Below are 18,452 nucleotides of genomic sequence, written 5' to 3'. Positions count from 1 at the left end.
CGTTCTCAGACTCCTGCGGGCGCGGTAGCGGCGGACGACCCAGCCAGGTCGGCGGGCGAGGCCAGGTGGCCCAGCACCGCGGTGGCGGCGGCCACCTGCGGGGACACCAGGTGGGTGCGCCCGCCCTTGCCCTGCCGGCCCTCGAAGTTGCGGTTGGAGGTGGACGCGGAGCGCTCACCTGGGGCCAGTTGGTCGGGGTTCATGCCCAGACACATCGAGCAGCCCGCGTGCCGCCATTCGGCGCCGGCCTCCTTGAAGACCTTGTCCAGTCCCTCCGACACGGCCTGCAGGGCGACGCGGACCGAGCCCGGGACGACCAGCATCCGTACGCCCTCGGCGACTTTGCGGCCCTCGATGATCCCGGCCACGGCGCGCAGGTCCTCGATGCGGCCGTTGGTGCAGGAACCTACGAAGACGGTGTCGACCTTGATGTCGCGCAGCGCCTGCCCGGCGGTCAACCCCATGTACTCCAGGGCCTTTTCGGCGGCGTGGCGCTCCGAAGCGTCCTCGTACGAAGCCGGATCGGGGACGTTCGCCGACAGGGGCACGCCCTGGCCGGGGTTGGTGCCCCAGGTGACGAACGGTGACAGCGTGGTGCCGTCGATGACCACCTCGGCGTCGAAGACGGCGTCCTCGTCGGTGCGCAGGGTCTTCCAGTACGCGACCGCCGCGTCCCAGTCCTCGCCCGCGGGGGCGTGGTCGCGGCCCTCGAGGTAGTCGAAGGTGGTCTGGTCGGGGGCGATCATGCCCGCGCGGGCGCCGGCCTCGATCGACATGTTGCAGATGGTCATGCGGGCTTCCATCGACAGCTTCTCGACGGCCTCGCCGCGGTACTCCAGGATGTAGCCCTGGCCGCCGCCGGTGCCGATCTTGGCGATGATCGCCAGGATCAGGTCCTTGGCGGTGACGCCGTCGGCCAGCGCGCCGGTGACGGTGATCGCCATCGTCTTGGGGCGGGCCAGCGGCAGCGTCTGCGTCGCCAGCACGTGCTCGACCTGGCTGGTGCCGATGCCGAACGCCAGCGCGCCGAAGGCGCCGTGCGTGGAGGTGTGCGAGTCACCGCAGACCACGGTGGTGCCCGGCTGGGTCAGGCCCAGCTGCGGTCCCACCACGTGGACGACACCCTGCTCGACGTCGCCCAGCGAGTGCAGGCGCACACCGAACTCGGCGCAGTTCGACCGCAGCGTCTCCAGCTGGGCCCGGGAGACCGGGTCCGCGATCGGCTTGTCGATATCGATGGTGGGGGTGTTGTGGTCCTCGGTCGCGATGGTGAGGTCCAGGCGACGGACCTTGCGGCCGGCCTGCCGCAGGCCCTCGAAGGCCTGGGGGCTGGTCACCTCGTGCAGCAGGTGCAGATCGATGAAGAGGAGATCGGGCTCACCCTCGGCGCGCCGGACGACATGGTCGTCCCAGACCTTCTCTGCGAGTGTCCTACCCATCGCTTTCCCTCCGGCCGGCCGGTTGTGCCGGCGCTTGATAGAGATCTTGTGCGCCTGATCGCCCGTACCCCACGTCCCGGACGACGGCTCGGACCCAGTGGTTCGTGGACCCGCACATACAGACTCGCTGGTTCTTGGAAAAATTGAACTTGCGTTTCACAGTGTGAGACGCGAATATCGTTTCATGGACAACTCTAGCGGCGTCGGCGTTCTCGACAAGGCAGCTCTGGTATTGAGCGCACTGGAGTCCGGTCCGGCCACCCTCGCCGGGCTGGTCGCGGCGACAGGGCTCGCACGACCCACGGCACATCGCCTTGCCGTGGCACTGGAACACCACCGGATGGTGGCGAGGGACATGCAGGGCCGGTTCATCCTCGGACCGCGGCTGGCGGAGCTCGCCGCCGCGGCCGGCGAGGACCGCCTGCTGGCCACGGCCGGGCCGGTGCTCACCCACCTCCGGGACGTGACGGGAGAGAGCGCGCAGCTCTACCGGCGTCAGGGCGACATGCGCATCTGCGTGGCGGCCGCCGAGCGGCTGTCGGGCCTGCGGGACACCGTCCCGGTGGGCTCCACGCTCCCGATGAAGGCCGGCTCGGCCGCGCAGATCCTGATGGCCTGGGAGGAGCCCGAGCGGCTCCACCGCGGCCTGCAGGGCGCACGCTTCACGGCGACGGCGCTCTCGGGCGTACGGCGTCGGGGCTGGGCGCAGTCGATCGGCGAGCGGGAGCCCGGTGTGGCCTCCGTCTCGGCGCCGGTGCGCGGCCCCTCGAACCGCGTGGTGGCCTCCGTATCGGTCTCCGGGCCGATCGAGCGCCTCACCCGCCACCCGGGGCGCATGCACGCCCAGGCCGTCATCGACGCGGCCGCCCGGCTGACCGAGGCCCTGCGCCGCTCCAGCTGAACACTTCCCCGGTCGCAGACCTTCACCACCACTACCCCCGGGCCCGGGGGCGCGTGAGACGCCGCACACGTCCATACACGCGCCGCCGGGCCCGTACTTCGTCTCCGACCCTGTCCGGAAACAGCGAAGAGGCCCTCCGCGATGAACGCGGAGGGCCTCTTCTGTGCGTACCCCCGACCGGATTCGAACCGGCGCTACCGCCTTGAGAGGGCGGCGTGCTAGGCCGCTACACAACGGGGGCTAGCTGTTACTGCGATGCTGCGCTGGGCTACCAGGACTCGAACCTAGAATAAGAGAACCAGAAACTCTCGTGTTGCCAATTACACTATAGCCCACAGGTCTAGACCAGCTAGACTGCGTACCCCCGACCGGATTCGAACCGGCGCTACCGCCTTGAGAGGGCGGCGTGCTAGGCCGCTACACAACGGGGGCCCTAGCGATCCTGCATCAAAACATCCGGGTGCGACCCTGGAGATCTCGCGGGAAGGATCTGTACCCCCGACCGGATTCGAACCGGCGCTACCGCCTTGAGAGGGCGGCGTGCTAGGCCGCTACACAACGGGGGCAAGCACTGCGTTACTACTGAACTGCGCTGGGCTACCAGGACTCGAACCTAGAATAAGAGAACCAGAAACTCTCGTGTTGCCAATTACACTATAGCCCACCAAAACGCAAGACCCTGAGGGACTTTCGTTCGGTTAGCGTCTCCGGCCCGGCCTTTCGGCCCGAGCGGGCGGCGCAGAAAGAACATTACCGGATGCCTGACCGTGCTCCAAAACGGGTATCCCCGGCCAGCACCTGCGGGAGCCGGTCGAGTCCGGCGATCCGGTGCACGCCCGCGGGCCCGGGGCCGCGCGATCCGTCGCGGTCGAGCCACACGGCCGTCAGTCCGGCGTCGCGGGCGCCCCGCGCGTCGATCTCCGGCTGGTCTCCCACGTAGACCACTTCCCCCGGCTCCAGCCCCATCTCGGCGCACGCGGCGAGGAACGCGCCGGCCTCCGGCTTGCTGACGCCCAGCTCGACGGCGCACACCAGGACCTCGAAGCGGTCGCGCAGGCCGAGGCGGCGCAGCTTGGGGTCCTGGTTGGCCACGGAGGAGTTGGAGAGCACCCCGTGCCGGTACCCGCCCGCCAGGGCGTCCAGTGCGGGCACCACGTCGGGGAACAGCTCCCAGGCGGCCGTGTAGTGCGCCACGTACCGCTCGAACCAGTCGTCGGCCTGTGCGTCGCTCCAGGCGGGCTTCCCGAGGAACTCCCGCACCCGGTCCCGGCGCTGCCCCTGGAAGGTCCCCTCCCCGGCCGCGAACCGCTCCCAGTGCCGGTCGGTGATCCGCCGCCACAGCGCGAGCGCCTCGACCGGAGCCCCGTACCGCTCCGCGAGGCCCTCGGCGACCAGGTGCGCCGCGAGCCCGGCCCGGTCGGCCCCGGTGTAGTCGAAAAGGGTGTCGTCGATGTCCCACAGCACCGCACGGATCGCCATGTGGCCGACCCTACGCCGACGCCCGTGCCTCCGGGGGCCCTTCTCAGGGCTTGCCGATATCGACGGTCCAGACGCCCGTCCCGTCGTACGCCTCGGGCCTCGCCGTCAGCACCTGCCCTTCCACGGCGCCGGACGCCGCCGCGAACACGGCATGGGCGTACCGCCAGTCGACGCCGGCGGCCGTGACGTCCTCCACCGCCGCGGCACCCGCGAAGTCGAGCGGCAAGAACTCCAGACCCGGCAGCGCGCCCAGGTGAACGGCCGTGCCGGACATTTCCATGCCGGCGGCCACCAGGCACAGGGCGGGCACGTGGGCACGCCTGGACGGATCGTCCACCTCGACCACGGCGATGGCAGACAGCAGCCGGTGTCCGCGACACAGCGCGAGAACGGCCGTGTGGTCGAGAACGATCACCTACGACTCCCGATCTCACGCGCGGCGATCGCCTCGCGCCACCGCTGGCCCTCGGCGAGGTCCTCACCAGTGAAGTCCGGGCGCAGGTTGGCCCGTACGTACGCGACGGCGCGCGCGGTCCGCTCGGCACGTTCGGCCTCGACCGGGGTCAGCGCGGCCATCCGCTCGACGTACGCGCGCGTGCTGAGGCCACGCTCCTCGGCGAGCTGCCGGAGCCGGTCGCGGGTTTCTTCGGCGATCTTTATGGTCGTGTCAGCCATGGCGCGAGAATACCATTGAATACCGCGGCTTCGTGAGCCTGCTCACACAACGCCGCAGGGGGCGGCGGCCGGAGATCCGGACGCCGCCCCCTGCGAGGGTGCGCGTACTGCTACGCGGCGAGCTTCGCCAGGGTCGCGTCGATGCGGGACAGGGAGCGGTCCTTGCCCAGGATCTCGAGGGACTCGAAGAGCGGCAGGCCGATCGTGCGGCCGGTGACGGCGACGCGGACCGGGGCCTGGGCCTTGCCGAGCTTGAGGCCGTGGGCCTCACCGGCGGTGAGGACGGCCTGCTTGAGCGACTCGGGGTCGTTCCAGTCGGCGGCCGCCAGGTTCTCGCGGGCCGTCGTCAGCAGGGCCGCCGGCTCGCCCTTCATCGCCTTGTCCCACGAGGCCTGGTCCTCGACCGGCTCCTTGAGGAACAGGAAGTCGACGTTGGCCGTGATCTCGGACAGGACCGTGACGCGGGTCTGGGCGTACGGCGCGATGCGCTCCCAGGCGGCGGCGTCGAAGTCCTCGGGCGCCCAGTTGGCGTGCGGGGCCCGCAGCCACGGGGCGCAGGCGTCCGCGAAGGCCTTCGGGTCGAGCAGGCGGATGTGGTCGCCGTTGATCGACTCGGCCTTCTTGAGGTCGAAGCGCGCCGGGTTGGCGTTGACGTCCGGGATGTCGAACTTCTCCACCATCTCCTCGATCGAGAAGATGTCCTGGTCCTTGGAGAAGGACCAGCCGAGCAGCGAGAGGTAGTTCAGCAGGCCCTCGGGGAGGAAGCCGCGCTCGCGGTACAGGTTGAGCGAGGCCTCGGGGTCGCGCTTGGAGAGCTTCTTGTTGCCCTCGCCCATCACGTACGGCAGGTGGCCGAAGGCGGGGGTGGTCTTGGCGACGCCCAGCTCCATCAGCGCCTTGTACAGGGCGATCTGGCGGGGAGTGGAGGAGAGCAGGTCCTCGCCGCGCAGGACGTGGGTGATCTCCATCAACGCGTCGTCGACCGGGTTCACCAGCGTGTACAGCGGGGCGCCGTTGGCCCGGACGATGCCGAAGTCCGGCACGTTGTCCGGGGTGAAGGTGAGCTCGCCGCGGACCAGGTCCGTGAAGGTGATCGGCTCGTCGGGCATCCGGAAGCGGACGATGGAGGAGCGGTGCTCGCCCTCGTACGCCTCGACCTGCACGGTGGTCAGCTCGCGGCAGTGGCCGTCGTAGCCGGAGGGCTTGCCCGCGGCGCGGGCGGCCGCGCGGCGGGCGTCGAGCTCCTCGGTGGTGCAGTAGCAGTGGTAGGCGTAGCCGCCGTCGAGGAGCTTCTGCGCGACGTCCTTGTAGATGTCCATGCGCTCGGACTGGCGGTACGGGGCGTGCGGGCCGCCGACCTCGGGACCCTCGTCCCAGGTGAAGCCGAGCCAGCGCAGCGAGTCGAGCAGCTGGCCGTAGGACTCCTCGGAGTCGCGGGCCGCGTCGGTGTCCTCGATGCGGAAGACGAACGTACCGCCGTGGTGGCGGGCGAACGCCCAGTTGAAGAGGGCCGTGCGGACCAGACCCACGTGGGGGTTGCCGGTCGGGGACGGACAGAAACGTACGCGGGGGGTCGCGTTAGCCACGCTTGATCACCTTGTTGGTGAGAGTGCCGATGCCTTCGATGGTGACGGCGACCTCGTCGCCGACGTTCAGGGGGCCGACTCCGGCCGGGGTCCCCGTGAGGATGACGTCGCCCGGGAGCAGCGTCATGGCCTCGGTGATGTGCACGATCAGGTCTTCGATGGAGCGGACCATCTGGCTGGTGCGGCCGAGCTGGCGCTGTTCGCCGTTGACGGTGCACTGGATGGCCAGGTCGCTCGGGTCGAGGTCCGTCTCGATCCAGGGGCCGAGGGGGCAGGAGCTGTCGAAGCCCTTGGCGCGGGCCCACTGCTTCTCGCGCTGCTGGACGTCGCGCGCGGTGACGTCGTTGGCGCAGGTGTAGCCGAGGATGACGTCCTTGACGCGCTCGCGCGGGACCTCGCGGCACATGCGGCCGATGACCACGGCGAGCTCCGCCTCGTGGTGGAGGTCCTGGGAGAAGGACGGGTACGCGATCGGGTCGCCCGGGCCGACCACCGAGGTGGAGGGCTTGAAGAAGGTGATCGGGACGTCCGGGACCTCGTTGCCCAGCTCCGCCGCGTGCTCCGCGTAGTTGCGGCCGATGGCCACGACCTTGTTCGGGAGCACGGGCGGCAGCAGCCGGACCTTGCTCAGCGGGACCTTCGTGCCCGAGAGCTCGAAGTCCGCGAACGGGATGCCCTTGATGATGTCGAGGACGAGCTCACCTTCGGCGCCGGGGGCAGTGCTGCCCTCGACCGCGCCGAACGCGACATTGCCGTCGATCGAGAACCTGGCGATGCGCACGTGTTGCGTCTGCCCCTCTGTATTTCCGCTGGCTGGAGTCTGCGGACTCCAGGCTAACGCGGTGGGGGCCGACGCTTCGCGCGCTTCATTCCCGGAAGGCCCGCACCGGGGACCGGGGAGGGGGCTACTGCGCGGCGGCGGCGAGCGGCGCGTCCATGAGGATGGTGCGGCGCGGGTTGGCGGTCTGGGCCGGCAGCTCGACGGTGTGCTCCGGGACCGGCACGGCCTGCAGCTCCTCGGCGTCCTTGAGGTGCGCGAGGGTGGTGCGGCGCGGGTTGGCTATGTTGCGGAACATCATCGTCGTCTTCATCGGAGTGCGAAGCCCTCGGCTCACTAGGTCGGATGGTGCGGCGGGTGCCGCCGGAATGCGTTCGAAGTGCCTTCGGAGTGCCACTTGTCGCTCGCGGCAACCCTGTAAAGCTCAAGGCTAAACATCCGAATCCCCCGCCGAACCGGGAAGCAATGGCCACAGGTATGTGAGTTTGCTCACCAGTGGTCAGGCATTACGGGCATTACGGTCAGTCAATTCAGCCCCGCAAAACGGACATTGCACTACTGAATGCGCCATTCCGCTCCTGATCATCGCGACTTGGGCACCTTGCCAGGCACGGGGTTTGGGCGGCGTAAGTCCGATTCCATATGAATTGGCCCGCACGACGGGTAGCGCCCGCGTCACCAGACGTGACCGAGTGTCCAGGGCAGGACTCGCACCTTGTTGGAGATCCGCCTCTGTGCTGGAATTCGCGGGACCGCCGCGGGAATCAGCCGGCGCGCAGGTGGCGCGAGACAGCGCCGAGCGCGGCGGCAACGGAGAGGGAGACGCGCCGGTCACCGACGACCACCATGGGGCGCATTGCCCCACGACTCGACACCGTCCCACCGGTCGCCCGGCGGGACGCCTGGTCCAGAGGTTGCGACGCTAGTGCAGGGACGATTCAAGAGGGATGACAAGGGGTCTCCCCAGGCCCGTCAGGGCCGTGGGGAAGCCGCGCCGGAGCAGGACCCGCGCGGCGGGACCGACCGTGGCTCCTCGCCCCAGCACGCCCAGAACCGCGGGCCGGCTGTCGAGAGCGGGCGCCCCGACGGCTCCGCCGCGGTGAAGCCGAAGGGCCGCGCCAAGCCCAAGGGCGGATCCAAGGCCGACGACGAGTCGGGCGGCCGCGACGTCGCGATACCCCAGACCCCTCGAGGGTCCGGTTCCCGCCTCGCCATGCAGAACTGGCGCATCAGCACGCGACTGGTGTCGCTGCTGACCCTGCCGGTCGTCGCCGCCACCACCCTCGGTGGCTTCCGCATCAACGACTCGCTCAACGACATCGCGCAGCTGGAGCACATGCAGCTGCTGACGACCATGACCCGGCAGGCCACCAACCTGGCCGCCATGCTCCAGGCCGAGCGCGACAACTCCGCCGGTCCGCTGTCGGTCGACAAGTCGGGCAAGGTCAACACCCAGGTACAGGGCGTCCGCGACTCGACCGACTCCGCCGTCAGGGCCTTCGCCGCCGCGACCGACAAGGTCGACGTAGCGGAGGGCAACGACGAGACGCTCCGGTCGATCCGCAACAACATCCTGCAGATCGCACACGGGCTCAACAACCTCGAAGAGATCCGCAAGAACGCGTACCAGAACGGCGCCCAGCAGACCGTCACCGAGTACAACGCGCTGGTCGTCTCGCTGCTCTCGCTCTCGCAGGACATGGCGCAGGCCACCTCGAACCCCGAGATGATCAAGCGCACCCGCGCCCTGGCCGCGTTCTCCTCGGCCAAGGAGTACGCCTCGATCCAGCGCGCGATCATCGCCGCCGCGCTCCCGGCGGACCCCGCGATCCCCGGCAACCTCACCGAGAACGACCGGCTGTACGCCCGCTCCGCGCAGAGCAGCGAGGAGCAGGCGAGGAAGACCTTCGAGCTCGTCTACCAGGGCAAGCCTGAGGAGCTCCTCGCGGCGCTCGGCGACGGCAACCAGGAGATCGCCACCGCCGACCACTACGCCCGCCGCGTGCTCGGCAACAAGGACCAGTTCGCCAAGGAGAAGAACCGCTCCTGGATGGACTGGTACGACGCGGACGACGTCAAGCTCACGGCCATGAAGGTCATCGAGCTCACGCTGCTCGAGGACATGGAGCAGAAGGCCCGCGAGCTCAAGAACGAGTCGCAGCGCGACGCCATCATCAACGGTGCGCTGATCCTCCTCGTCCTCGGTGTCTCCCTCGTCGGCGCCTTCGTCATGGCCCGCTCGATGATCCGCTCCCTGCGCCGCCTCCAGGACACCGCGACCCGCGTCGCCCAGGACCGGCTGCCCGAGCTCGTCAAGCAGCTGTCCGAGTCCGACCCGCAGGACGTGGACACGACGGTGGAGTCCGTCGGTCTGCACACCCGCGACGAGATCGGCCAGGTGGCCGCGGCCTTCGACGACGTGCACCGCGAGGCCGTCCGCCTCGCCGCGGAGCAGGCCCTCCTGCGAGGCAACGTCAACGCGATGTTCACCAACCTCTCGCGCCGTTCGCAGGGCCTCATCCAGCGCCAGCTCTCGCTCATCTCCGAGCTGGAGTCGCGCGAGGCCGACCCGGACCAGCTCTCCTCGCTCTTCAAGCTCGACCACCTCGCGACCCGCATGCGCCGTAACGGCGAAAACCTCCTCGTCCTCGCGGGCGAGGAGCCGGGCCGCCGTTGGACCCGCCCCGTCCCGCTCGTCGACGTGCTCCGTGCCGCCGCGTCCGAGGTGGAGCAGTACGAGCGCATCGAACTCTCGTCGGTGCCCGGCACCGACGTGGCCGGCCGCGTCGTCAACGACCTCGTGCACCTGCTCGCCGAGCTGCTGGAGAACGCCACCTCGTTCTCCTCCCCGCAGACCAAGGTCAAGGTCACCGGTCACGCGCTGCCCGACGGCCGCGTGCTCGTCGAGATCCACGACACCGGCATCGGCCTCTCCCCCGAGGACCTCGCCGCGATCAACGAGCGGCTCGCGGCGCCGCCGACCGTGGACGTCTCCGTCTCCCGCCGCATGGGCCTGTTCGTGGTCGGCCGCCTGTCCCTGCGACACGGCATCCGCATCCAGCTCCGCCCCTCCGACTCGGGCGGTACGACGGCCCTCGTCATGCTGCCGGTGGACGTCGCCCAGGGCGGCAAGAAGCCGGCCCCGATGCCCGGCCAGGGCGGTCCGGGCTCCCCCGGCGCCCCCGGTCAGGGCGGTCCCGGCGCTCAGGCGCAGGGCTCGATACCCGCTCCCGGCGTACGTCCCCCCGTGGGCGCCGCCCCGCAGCGCGGCCAGGTTTCCGCCGGCAGCCAGCGCGCGGCCCTGCCGGGCCGCGACGGCACCCCCGGCGGGCAGCCCCAGGGCCCCGGCCCGCAGGGCGGACGGCCCCCGCAGCAGCAGGGCCCCGGCGGCCAGACCCAGAGCGCCTTCGGTTCGGGTGCTCCGCTGCCGGGCCGCGGCCCGGTCTCCGGTCCCGGTGCCCCGGGCGGCTTCGGCGGTCCGCAGGCCCGTCCGGTCGGTGCCCCCACGGCGTCCGGCCCCGGCGGCTTCCCGCAGGGCAACGGCTTCGAGCGCCCGCAGCAGCCGCAGCAGCCCTCGCAGCAGGCTCCGCAGCAGCAGGGGCAGCAGCCTCAGCAGTCGCAGCAGCAGTCCGGCCCGGCCGCGCGCGGCCCCCGGCCGCAGCTTCCGCCGCGCGGTGGCGCGCCCCGTCCGGAGCTCCCGGGCGCGGGCGGCGGACCCGCCGCGATGCCCCAGGCCACCAGTTGGGGTGCGGGCCAGCGCGGACACGACGTACCGCGCGGCCACGACGAGCTGTCGGGCCCCGGCTCCACGTCCGAGTTCCCCCGCCCCGACTTCAACGCCCCGGCCCCGCAGGCCGGCGGCAGCGGCGGCTACGACAACGGCGCCACGGGCCAGTTCGCCCGTCCCGAGTTCGGCGACCCGGCCTCCACCGGCCAGTTCGCCCGCCAGGACTTCGCCGACCCGGCCTCCACGGGGCAGTTCCCCCGCCAGGACTTCCAGGCCCAGCGGCCCGGCGGCCCCGGTGTCGGCGGCTACGCCCAGCCCGGCCAGGCCCCGCAGCCCCAGGGCGACTACGCCCCCGTAGCGCCTCCGCGCGCGGAGGCTCCGCGGCTGCCGCAGGCGCCCCGTCCGGAGGCGCTGCCCCCGGCCGGTCCGGGCACCGGCGAGGGCCGCAGCCCGATCTTCGACACGCTGGAGTCGAACTGGTTCCGCCAGGAGGCCGCTCAGCAGCCCCCCGCGCAGGCACCGGTGGCCGTACCCCAGCAGCAGGGCCAGCAGGCGCAGCAGTCCGCGCCGGCTCCCGCCTCCCCGCAGCGCCCGCAGCAGCACCAGCTGCCGCAGCGCGGCCAGGAGCAGGCTCCGGCCGAGTCCGCGCAGACGGCCACCGGCGCCGTGCCGACGGTGAGCTGGCGCTCCTCGCCGAACGACGAGCTGATGCGGCAGGCCGAGCGCGTGCGCCAGCCCGCCGCCGGCGGCATCACCACGTCGGGTCTGCCCCGCCGGGTCCCTCGGGCGAACCTCGTGGCCGGCACCGCGCAGCAGCAGGCCGAAGCACAGGCCGGCCCCCAGGTTTCGCGATCCCCGGACGATGTCCGCGGCCGTCTCACCAACCTCCGACGCGGTATCCAGCAGGGTCGGCAGGCCGGCACCACCGGCCCGGCCACCGGCAGTTACCACATCGACCCCACTTACCAGCAGGAGCGATAGTTGAGTTCGATGAGCCAGGCGGCGCAGAACCTGAACTGGTTGATCACCAACTTCGTGGACAACACCCCAGGGGTGTCTCACACGGTGGTGGTATCCGCCGACGGCCTCCTTCTGGCTATGTCCGAGGGCTTCCCCCGCGACCGGGCCGACCAGCTCGCCGCGGTGGCCTCCGGGCTGACCTCCCTCACCGCGGGTGCCTCCCGCATCTTCGAGGGCGGCGCCGTCAACCAGACCGTTGTGGAGATGGACCGGGGATTCCTCTTCCTCATGTCCGTCTCCGACGGATCCTCGCTGGCCGTACTGGCGCACCCCGAGTGCGACATCGGCCTCGTGGGTTACGAGATGGCCCTCCTCGTGGACCGCGCCGGCAGTGTCCTCACCCCGGACCTGCGCGCGGAACTGCAGGGAAGCCTGCTCATCTGACTGCCGATCTCCCGGCCGGACGGTACTGCCGGCCGGGGGACCGGGGCCGCGGCCCCGGAACCCAGTACCACCGCCAGGCCGTCATACCGTCCCCCCACCGGCCGCCCCGTCAGACGGCACGCTGACCTTTGCTGTCCAGCCCGGAGGATCAATGACCCCGCCCCCCGCCTATTCCGATCAGTACGGAGACTCGTACTCGGAAGGCGACCAGCCGCTGGTTCGTCCGTACGCGATGACCGGCGGCCGGACCCGACCGCGCTACCAGCTCGCCATCGAGGCACTGGTCAGCACCACGGCCGATCCGATGCACCTGTCCGGGCTGCTTCCGGAGCACCAGCGGATCTGCACGCTCTGCCGTGAGGTCAAGTCGGTCGCGGAGGTCTCCGCGCTGCTGAACATGCCGCTCGGCGTCGCCCGGATCCTCGTCGCCGACCTGGCGGAGGCCGGCATGGTGGCCATCCACCAGCCGGGCAATGGAGAGGCCGGCGGAACGCCGGATGTAACGCTGCTCGAGAGGGTTCTCAGTGGACTTCGCAAGCTCTAACGGCGGAGCGGCTCCTCGCTCCACCACCTCCGCGAAGATCGTGGTGGCGGGTGGCTTCGGCGTGGGCAAGACCACGTTCGTCGGCGCCGTCTCCGAGATCAACCCCCTGCGCACCGAGGCCGTCATGACGAGCGCCTCCGCCGGCATCGACGACCTGACCCACACCGGGGACAAGACGACCACCACGGTCGCCATGGACTTCGGCCGCATCACCCTGGACCAGGACCTGATCCTGTACCTCTTCGGTACCCCCGGTCAGGACCGCTTCTGGTTCATGTGGGACGACCTGGTGCGCGGCGCGATCGGGGCGATCGTCCTGGTCGACACGCGGCGCCTGGCCGACTGCTTCCCGGCCGTCGACTACTTCGAGAACAGCGGCCTGCCCTTCGTCGTGGCCCTCAACGGCTTCGAGGGGCACCAGCCCTACACCCCGGAGGAAGTCCGCGAGGCCCTGCAGATCGGCCCGGACGCCCCCATCATCACCACCGACGCCCGCCACCGCGCGGACGCCAAGAGCGCGCTCATCACGCTCGTCGAGCACGCGCTGATGGCGCGGCTCAAGTAGGGGCTCCTCGCAACGAGGGCTTCACCGGCTGGTTTTGGGGGGCGGGCTGTGTCATGCGACACGGCCCGCCCCCTTCGTTCATAACGTTTCGACAGAGAATTGCCGGTAGTTGGCGACACGGTGCGTTCGTCCGGTGCCGCTGCGCTCACAACTGGCCCCGCTTTTGCCGCAGGACGCTCTTTATGTCCGATTTATGTGGGGCATAAGGCTCTGGGAACGGCCGATTTCAACTGTTTGGAACACAGCCGTTAACCGTGCTGGAATTCAACGAACTAGCTAGTAGCACCGCCGAGAGGTTGTTGGTCGAGTGAGGCGAAGCAACTCGAGCCCCGCGGATGAACCCGCGCGCGGCAACTTCACCCCGCCGCCGCGCGCGGCCGCGTCATCCTTTGACGTACCCGTGGAACCATCCGTGAGCGGTGGCAGCACCAGCAGGTTCTCGCCCCGCAACTGGCGCGTACCGACCCGTCTGAACGCCATCCTGCTCGTCCCGGTCCTCGTCGGACTGGTCATGGGCGGCTTCCAGGTGAAGGGCTCCATCGACACCTGGGACGAGGCCAAGGACGCCGAGAAGACCGCCGGCATCGTCCAGGCCGCCGCCGAGTACGGCCAGGCGCTCCTGAACGAGCGCGACCTGACGGCCGAGCCCCTGCTCAGGGGCCAGCGCGAGTCCGAGCCCGTTCTGAAGGCCTACTCCGCCACCGACGCCGCCAAGGCCAAGTTCGCCGAGGCCGCGAAGGACCTGCCCGCGGGCCAGGGCCTGGAGCGCCGCCTGGAGCTCTTCCGCCAGGAGGAACCGAAGCTGGAGCAGGTCCGCAAGACGGCCTACCTGCCGCAGCTCGAGACGCCGAAGAAGGCCCTCCCCAAGGCGATGGGCCCGATCCCGACCGAAGAGGGGTACGTGCTGGTCCAGCACTACCTCATGCAGTTCTCCAACGAGCTCGGCCTCGGCACCGGCAACGTGACCTCGTACGGCCGCATGGTCTACGCGCTCGAGCTGTCCAAGGCCGCGAACTCGCTGCAGCGCTCGGTGGGCACGCACCTGCTGGTCCGGCCGAGCGAGAACGAGGAGATCCGCAAGGCTCAGCTCGTCGCCTTCTCCTCGTACGCGTACCTCGAAGAGATCGCCATCGGCGAGTACGTCGCCGCCGGCACCGACGAGGACGTAGCGCGGCTCAAGGACATCATGGGCGCGAAGTCCCAGGAGGGCGCCGCCAAGCTCGCCGCCGCCAAGCAGGCGGCCGAGCAGGCGGGCACCGTCTTCACCGCCCCGCCGGTGGTCAACAACTCCGCGCTCACCGGTATGACCGAGGCGATAGCCGGCGGCGAGAAGCCCGCCAAGCTCGCCCTCGGCGGTACCACCGCGGCAGCCTGGCAGGCCGCCGCGACGGCCAAGTTCGACGGCTACAACCAGCTCGAGAAGGAACTCCTCGACAAGGCCCTCAAGGACGCCGGATCCGTCTCCGACGAGGCCCGCAACGACGCCATCCTGACCGGCGCCATCGTGGTCGTGGCCCTGCTCGCCGCCTTCATCCTGGCCGGCATGATGGCCCGCCAGATGGGCAAGGCGATGCGCCGTCTGCGCGGTGCCGCCTTCGACATCGCCGAGCAGCGCCTGCCGATGCTCGTCGACCAGCTCTCGCGCACCGACCCGGGCAAGGTCGACACCCGGGTGGTGCCGATCCCGATCGACTCCCAGGACGAGATCGGCGAGGTCGCCCGCGCCTTCGACCAGGTCCACCGGGAGGCCGTCCGGCTCGCCGCCGAGCAGGCCCTCCTGCGGGGCAACGTCAACGCGATCTTCACGAACCTCTCCATGCGCAACCAGTCGCTGATCGAGGGCCAGCTGAGCCTGATCACCGAGCTGGAGAACAACGAGGCCGACCCGGACCAGCTGGAGAACCTCTTCCGCCTGGACCATCTGGCCACCCGTATGCGCCGCAACGGCGAGAACCTCCTCATCCTCGCGGGTGAGGAGCCGGGCCGCCGCTGGGACCAGCCGGTCCCGCTGGTCGACGTCCTGCGCGCAGCCTCCTCCGAGGTGGAGCAGTACGAGCGCGTCGAGCTGTCCGGCGTCTCCGACGCCGAGATCCACGGCCAGGCCGTGACCGACCTCGTGCACCTGCTCGCCGAGCTGCTGGAGAACGCCACCACCTTCTCCTCCCCGCAGACCAAGGTCCGGGTCAACGCGACGCGTCTGCCCGACGGCCGGGTCATGGTCGAGATCCACGACAAGGGAATCGGCCTGACCGCCGAGGACTTCGCGGACATCAACCACAAGCTGGCCAACCCGCCGACCGTGGACGCCGCGATCTCGCAGCGCATGGGTCTGTTCGTGGTCGGCCGGCTGGCCGACCGGCACGGCATCCGCGTCCAGCTGCGCCCCTCGGGCGAGGCCGCCGGCACCACCTCGCTGGTCATGCTCCCCGACGCCATCACCCATGGTGGCGGTGGCGAGGAGATCCCGGCGGACGACTTCACGGTCTCCTCGATGATCCCGCGCCAGCAGGCGCAGCAGGCGGTCCCGCTGCGCACGGCCGCCGAGCTCGGCTTCGACGACTCCCGCTACGAGGTCCACCGGGCCGACCAGCCGGGCTACGGCGAGCCCGCCGCCGACCCCGTCGGCCGGTCCCTGGGCCGTGAGGAGCGCCGGGCCGCGCTGGAGTCGCAGGTCGGCTACCCGCAGGCGCAGCCGGCGTACGACGAGCCCGCGGCGCCCGCGGAGCAGTATCCGGAACCGCAGCCGGAGCACGCCTACCAGCCGTACCAGGGTTACGAGCAGCAGCCCGCTCAGGGCTACGACCCCGGTTACGAATCCGCTCAGGCCGGGCAGGGATACGACGCGTACACCCAGCAGGAGTACGCCTATCCGGAAGCCGAGTACACCGATCAGCGACAGGAAGTACCGGCCTACGACGGCGGGTACGATTCCCGTTCAGCAGAGGCCGAGTGGCCCCAGCAGAACACCTACTCGGGCTCCTACCAGCAGGATTACGGGACCGAATCGGAATCACCGGCCGCTCCCGAACCGGCCCCGGAGCGCGTAGGCTTCGACCGTCCGGGCGCCACTGCCGACGCCGGCCACCAGGTGACCGGGGCGGGCCTGCCGCGACGCGGCAGCCAGCCGCAGCAGCGGCCGGGACAGCAGGAAACGGAGTCCTCCGGATCCCTCTTCGAGCAGCGGCCGCAGCGTCAGCAGCAGCCCGCGGCGCCGGAGCGGTCCCCCGGGGAAACGGAAGGCACTGCCGACTGGCGCTCGAACAACGACGAGCGCTGGCAGCAGGCCTCCAAGCTCCGCGAGCCGAAGGCGGGCGGGGTCACCCCGTCCGGTCTCCCTCGGCGGGTGCCCAAGGCCAACCTGGTCGAGGGTGCCGCGGAGACGACTCCGCAGGGCGGCCCCCAGGTCTCCCGGGCCCCGGAGGACGTCCGTGGCAGGTTGAGCAACCTGCGACGTGGCGTCGAGCAGGGCCGCAACGCGGGATCCGAGCAGTCAAGTAACAGCTATGACCAGGAGCGTTAGTGTGAGCGCGATGAGCCAGGCGGCGCAGAACCTGAACTGGTTGATCACCAACTTCGTGGACAACACCCCAGGGGTGTCTCACACGGTGGTGGTATCCGCCGACGGCCTCCTTCTGGCTATGTCCGAGGGCTTCCCCCGCGACCGGGCCGACCAGCTCGCCGCGGTGGCCTCCGGGCTGACCTCCCTCACCGCGGGTGCCTCCCGCATCTTCGAGGGCGGCGCCGTCAACCAGACCGTTGTGGAGATGGACCGGGGATTCCTCTTCCTCATGTCCGTCTCCGACGGATCCTCGCTGGCCGTACTGGCGCACCCCGAGTGCGACATCGGCCTCGTGGGTTACGAGATGGCCCTCCTCGTGGACCGCGCCGGCAGTGTCCTCACCCCGGACCTGCGCGCGGAACTGCAGGGCGGTCTTCTCAACTAGCAGACAGGCAGTGCGTTTCGCGTCACTGCACCATAGGGTGCGGTGGCGCGGTTCCACAGGGAGTACTGCGTACTTGGAGTCGGAGGAGGAAACGTGACAACACCCGGAGGACATCCCTATGGCGGCGCGCAGCAGCCGCAGGGTGGGCACGACCAGAACCGCTTCAACTTTCCTTCCGCTCCCAGCAACCGGCCCGCGCCGGAGCACGACCCGGCCTCCGGGCAGCCTTACCAGCAGCAGCAGCCCTACCAGCAGCCGCCGTACGGCCGGCCGCAGGCCGGGCAGTACCGGTCCCCGCAGCAGCCTCCGCGCGGCGGTCGCCCGCAGGCTCCGCAGGCGCACAACCCGCTGGTGCGCCCGTACGCGATGACCGGTGGCCGGACCCGTCCGCGCTACCAGCTCGCCATCGAGGCACTGGTCAGCACCACGGCCGATCCCGCGCGGCTGCAAGGGCAGTTGCCCGAGCACCAGCGCATCTGCCTCCTGTGCCAGGAGATCAAATCCGTCGCGGAGATCTCGGCACTTCTCTCCATTCCTCTTGGCGTAGCCCGGATCCTCGTCGCCGACCTGGCGGAGGCGGGCCTCGTAGCCATCCACCAGCCCGGCGGCGACGAGTCCGCCGGCGGCCAGCCAGATGTGACACTGCTCGAAAGGGTGCTCAGTGGACTTCGCAAGCTCTAACGGCGGAGCGGCTCCTCGCTCCACCACCTCCGCGAAGATCGTGGTGGCGGGTGGCTTCGGCGTGGGCAAGACCACGTTCGTCGGCGCCGTCTCCGAGATCAACCCCCTGCGCACCGAGGCCGTCATGACGAGCGCCTCCGCCGGCATCGACGACCTGACCCACACCGGGGACAAGACGACCACCACGGTCGCCATGGACTTCGGCCGCATCACCCTGGACCAGGACCTGATCCTGTACCTCTTCGGTACCCCCGGTCAGGACCGCTTCTGGTTCATGTGGGACGACCTGGTGCGCGGCGCGATCGGCGCCGTGGTCCTCGTCGACACCCGCCGTCTCGCCGACTGCTTCCCCGCCGTCGACTACTTCGAGAACAGCGGCCTGCCCTTCGTCATCGCCCTCAACGGCTTCGAGGGGCACCAGCCCTACACCCCGGAGGAAGTCCGCGAGGCCCTGCAGATCGGCCCGGACGCCCCCATCATCACCACCGACGCCCGCCACCGCGCGGACGCCAAGAGCGCGCTCATCACCCTGGTCGAGCACGCCCTCATGGCCCGCCTGCGGTAGCCGTCCCCGGCCTCATGGGAAAGCCCCCCGCACTCCGAGCTTGGGTTCTAGTGGTCGTCGCAACACCCCAGCTCAAGGGGTGCGATGGACTTCGAGGTCCGTAAGGTCCGGACGGCGCAGGGGCCCAGGAAGCTCCGTGCTGAGCGGGCGGAATACTTCCGGCT

Annotated in this window: 16 protein-coding genes and 5 tRNA genes; 9 read left to right on the top strand and 12 right to left on the bottom strand. The window is 70.3% G+C overall.

Features of this window, described 5'->3' with window-relative positions; translation table 11 throughout:
* Positions 1 to 5 precede the first annotated feature (5 nt).
* A complete protein-coding gene (leuC, locus tag AC061S_RS36465) occupies positions 6 to 1,439 on the bottom strand; it encodes a 3-isopropylmalate dehydratase large subunit (protein ID WP_478690165.1) in 1,434 nt (477 codons plus the stop codon).
* Between the two features lie 184 nt (positions 1,440 to 1,623).
* Here leuC and ndgR point away from each other — a divergent pair, with 184 nt between their 5' ends.
* On the top strand, positions 1,624 to 2,340 hold the full coding sequence (ndgR, locus tag AC061S_RS36460) for an IclR family transcriptional regulator NdgR (protein ID WP_112450208.1): 717 nt from the start codon (positions 1,624 to 1,626) through the stop codon (positions 2,338 to 2,340).
* A 168-nt stretch (positions 2,341 to 2,508) separates the two neighbouring features.
* Here ndgR and AC061S_RS36455 read toward each other — a convergent pair.
* The 11 genes from AC061S_RS36455 to AC061S_RS36405 all read right to left on the bottom strand — a co-directional run bounded on the left by AC061S_RS36455 (position 2,509) and on the right by AC061S_RS36405 (position 7,171).
* Positions 2,509 to 2,581, bottom strand: a tRNA-Glu gene (locus AC061S_RS36455).
* Between the two features lie 22 nt (positions 2,582 to 2,603).
* Positions 2,604 to 2,675, bottom strand: a tRNA-Gln gene (locus tag AC061S_RS36450).
* Positions 2,676 to 2,699: 24 nt separating this feature from the next.
* Positions 2,700 to 2,772 (bottom strand) — tRNA-Glu (locus AC061S_RS36445).
* Positions 2,773 to 2,833: 61 nt separating this feature from the next.
* Positions 2,834 to 2,906: transfer RNA gene (locus tag AC061S_RS36440), tRNA-Glu, on the bottom strand.
* A 26-nt stretch (positions 2,907 to 2,932) separates the two neighbouring features.
* Positions 2,933 to 3,004, bottom strand: a tRNA-Gln gene (locus AC061S_RS36435).
* Between the two features lie 86 nt (positions 3,005 to 3,090).
* Positions 3,091 to 3,819 carry an HAD family hydrolase gene (locus AC061S_RS36430; protein WP_478690164.1) on the bottom strand — a complete coding sequence of 243 codons (729 nt, stop codon included), beginning with the start codon at positions 3,817 to 3,819 and terminating at the stop codon, positions 3,091 to 3,093.
* Positions 3,820 to 3,862: 43 nt separating this feature from the next.
* Complete coding sequence (locus AC061S_RS36425; RefSeq protein ID WP_478690163.1) at positions 3,863 to 4,234, bottom strand: PIN domain-containing protein; 372 nt, start codon at positions 4,232 to 4,234, stop codon at positions 3,863 to 3,865.
* A complete protein-coding gene (locus AC061S_RS36420; RefSeq protein ID WP_478690162.1) occupies positions 4,231 to 4,494 on the bottom strand; it encodes a hypothetical protein in 264 nt (87 codons plus the stop codon). The genes AC061S_RS36425 and AC061S_RS36420 overlap by 4 nt, the downstream gene beginning before the upstream one ends.
* A 110-nt stretch (positions 4,495 to 4,604) precedes the next feature.
* Positions 4,605 to 6,080 (bottom strand): glutamate--tRNA ligase, encoded by a 1,476-nt coding sequence (gltX, locus tag AC061S_RS36415; protein ID WP_478690161.1) that lies wholly within the window; start codon positions 6,078 to 6,080, stop codon positions 4,605 to 4,607.
* The gene (locus tag AC061S_RS36410) at positions 6,073 to 6,861 is read right to left on the bottom strand and encodes a fumarylacetoacetate hydrolase family protein (RefSeq protein ID WP_478690160.1); all 789 of its coding nucleotides are present in this window, start codon (positions 6,859 to 6,861) and stop codon (positions 6,073 to 6,075) included. Before AC061S_RS36410 ends, gltX begins: the two co-directional genes overlap by 8 nt.
* A gap of 124 nt (positions 6,862 to 6,985) precedes the next feature.
* Positions 6,986 to 7,171, bottom strand: a complete 186-nt coding sequence (locus tag AC061S_RS36405; RefSeq protein WP_478690159.1) for a hypothetical protein — start codon at positions 7,169 to 7,171, stop codon at positions 6,986 to 6,988.
* A gap of 612 nt (positions 7,172 to 7,783) precedes the next feature.
* On the opposite strand from AC061S_RS36405, the gene AC061S_RS36400 reads away from it, so the two are divergent.
* The 8 genes from AC061S_RS36400 (at position 7,784) to AC061S_RS36365 (ending at position 18,288) form a co-directional block, all read left to right on the top strand.
* Positions 7,784 to 11,566, top strand: coding sequence for a sensor histidine kinase (locus AC061S_RS36400; protein ID WP_478690158.1), 3,783 nt, complete (start codon positions 7,784 to 7,786; stop codon positions 11,564 to 11,566).
* Between the two features lie 9 nt (positions 11,567 to 11,575).
* Entirely contained in the window at positions 11,576 to 11,989 is a 414-nt protein-coding gene (locus tag AC061S_RS36395) for a roadblock/LC7 domain-containing protein (protein ID WP_008739864.1), read from the top strand.
* A 151-nt stretch (positions 11,990 to 12,140) separates the two neighbouring features.
* Entirely contained in the window at positions 12,141 to 12,533 is a 393-nt protein-coding gene (locus tag AC061S_RS36390; protein ID WP_243337752.1) for a DUF742 domain-containing protein, read from the top strand.
* Complete coding sequence (locus AC061S_RS36385) at positions 12,514 to 13,098, top strand: GTP-binding protein (protein WP_243337754.1); 585 nt, start codon at positions 12,514 to 12,516, stop codon at positions 13,096 to 13,098. Before AC061S_RS36390 ends, AC061S_RS36385 begins: the two co-directional genes overlap by 20 nt.
* A 307-nt stretch (positions 13,099 to 13,405) precedes the next feature.
* A complete protein-coding gene (locus AC061S_RS36380; protein ID WP_478690157.1) occupies positions 13,406 to 16,618 on the top strand; it encodes a sensor histidine kinase in 3,213 nt (1,070 codons plus the stop codon).
* A gap of 10 nt (positions 16,619 to 16,628) precedes the next feature.
* Positions 16,629 to 17,042 (top strand): roadblock/LC7 domain-containing protein, encoded by a 414-nt coding sequence (locus tag AC061S_RS36375; protein ID WP_243337850.1) that lies wholly within the window; start codon positions 16,629 to 16,631, stop codon positions 17,040 to 17,042.
* A 93-nt stretch (positions 17,043 to 17,135) separates the two neighbouring features.
* Complete coding sequence (locus tag AC061S_RS36370; protein WP_478690156.1) at positions 17,136 to 17,723, top strand: DUF742 domain-containing protein; 588 nt, start codon at positions 17,136 to 17,138, stop codon at positions 17,721 to 17,723.
* Positions 17,704 to 18,288 (top strand): GTP-binding protein, encoded by a 585-nt coding sequence (locus AC061S_RS36365; protein ID WP_478690155.1) that lies wholly within the window; start codon positions 17,704 to 17,706, stop codon positions 18,286 to 18,288. Before AC061S_RS36370 ends, AC061S_RS36365 begins: the two co-directional genes overlap by 20 nt.
* Positions 18,289 to 18,452: the final 164 nt, after the last annotated feature.

The organism is Streptomyces sp. CA189 (genome assembly GCF_056428985.1).
The sequence above is the reverse complement of the archived record's forward strand: the minus strand, read 5'-3'. Positions and strand labels throughout refer to the sequence as shown.

What these genes read in the sequence shown, in the direction of transcription:
- leuC (WP_478690165.1), bottom strand. Translation starts at nt 1,439, where the DNA reads ATGGGTAGGACACTCGCAGAGAAGGTCTGGGACGACCATGTCGTCCGG.
- ndgR (WP_112450208.1), top strand. Translation starts at nt 1,624, where the DNA reads ATGGACAACTCTAGCGGCGTCGGCGTTCTCGACAAGGCAGCTCTGGTA.
- AC061S_RS36430 (WP_478690164.1), bottom strand. Translation starts at nt 3,819, where the DNA reads ATGGCGATCCGTGCGGTGCTGTGGGACATCGACGACACCCTTTTCGAC.
- AC061S_RS36420 (WP_478690162.1), bottom strand. Translation starts at nt 4,494, where the DNA reads ATGGCTGACACGACCATAAAGATCGCCGAAGAAACCCGCGACCGGCTC.
- AC061S_RS36405 (WP_478690159.1), bottom strand. Translation starts at nt 7,171, where the DNA reads ATGAAGACGACGATGATGTTCCGCAACATAGCCAACCCGCGCCGCACC.
- AC061S_RS36395 (WP_008739864.1), top strand. Translation starts at nt 11,576, where the DNA reads ATGAGCCAGGCGGCGCAGAACCTGAACTGGTTGATCACCAACTTCGTG.
- AC061S_RS36390 (WP_243337752.1), top strand. Translation starts at nt 12,141, where the DNA reads ATGACCCCGCCCCCCGCCTATTCCGATCAGTACGGAGACTCGTACTCG.
- AC061S_RS36375 (WP_243337850.1), top strand. Translation starts at nt 16,629, where the DNA reads ATGAGCCAGGCGGCGCAGAACCTGAACTGGTTGATCACCAACTTCGTG.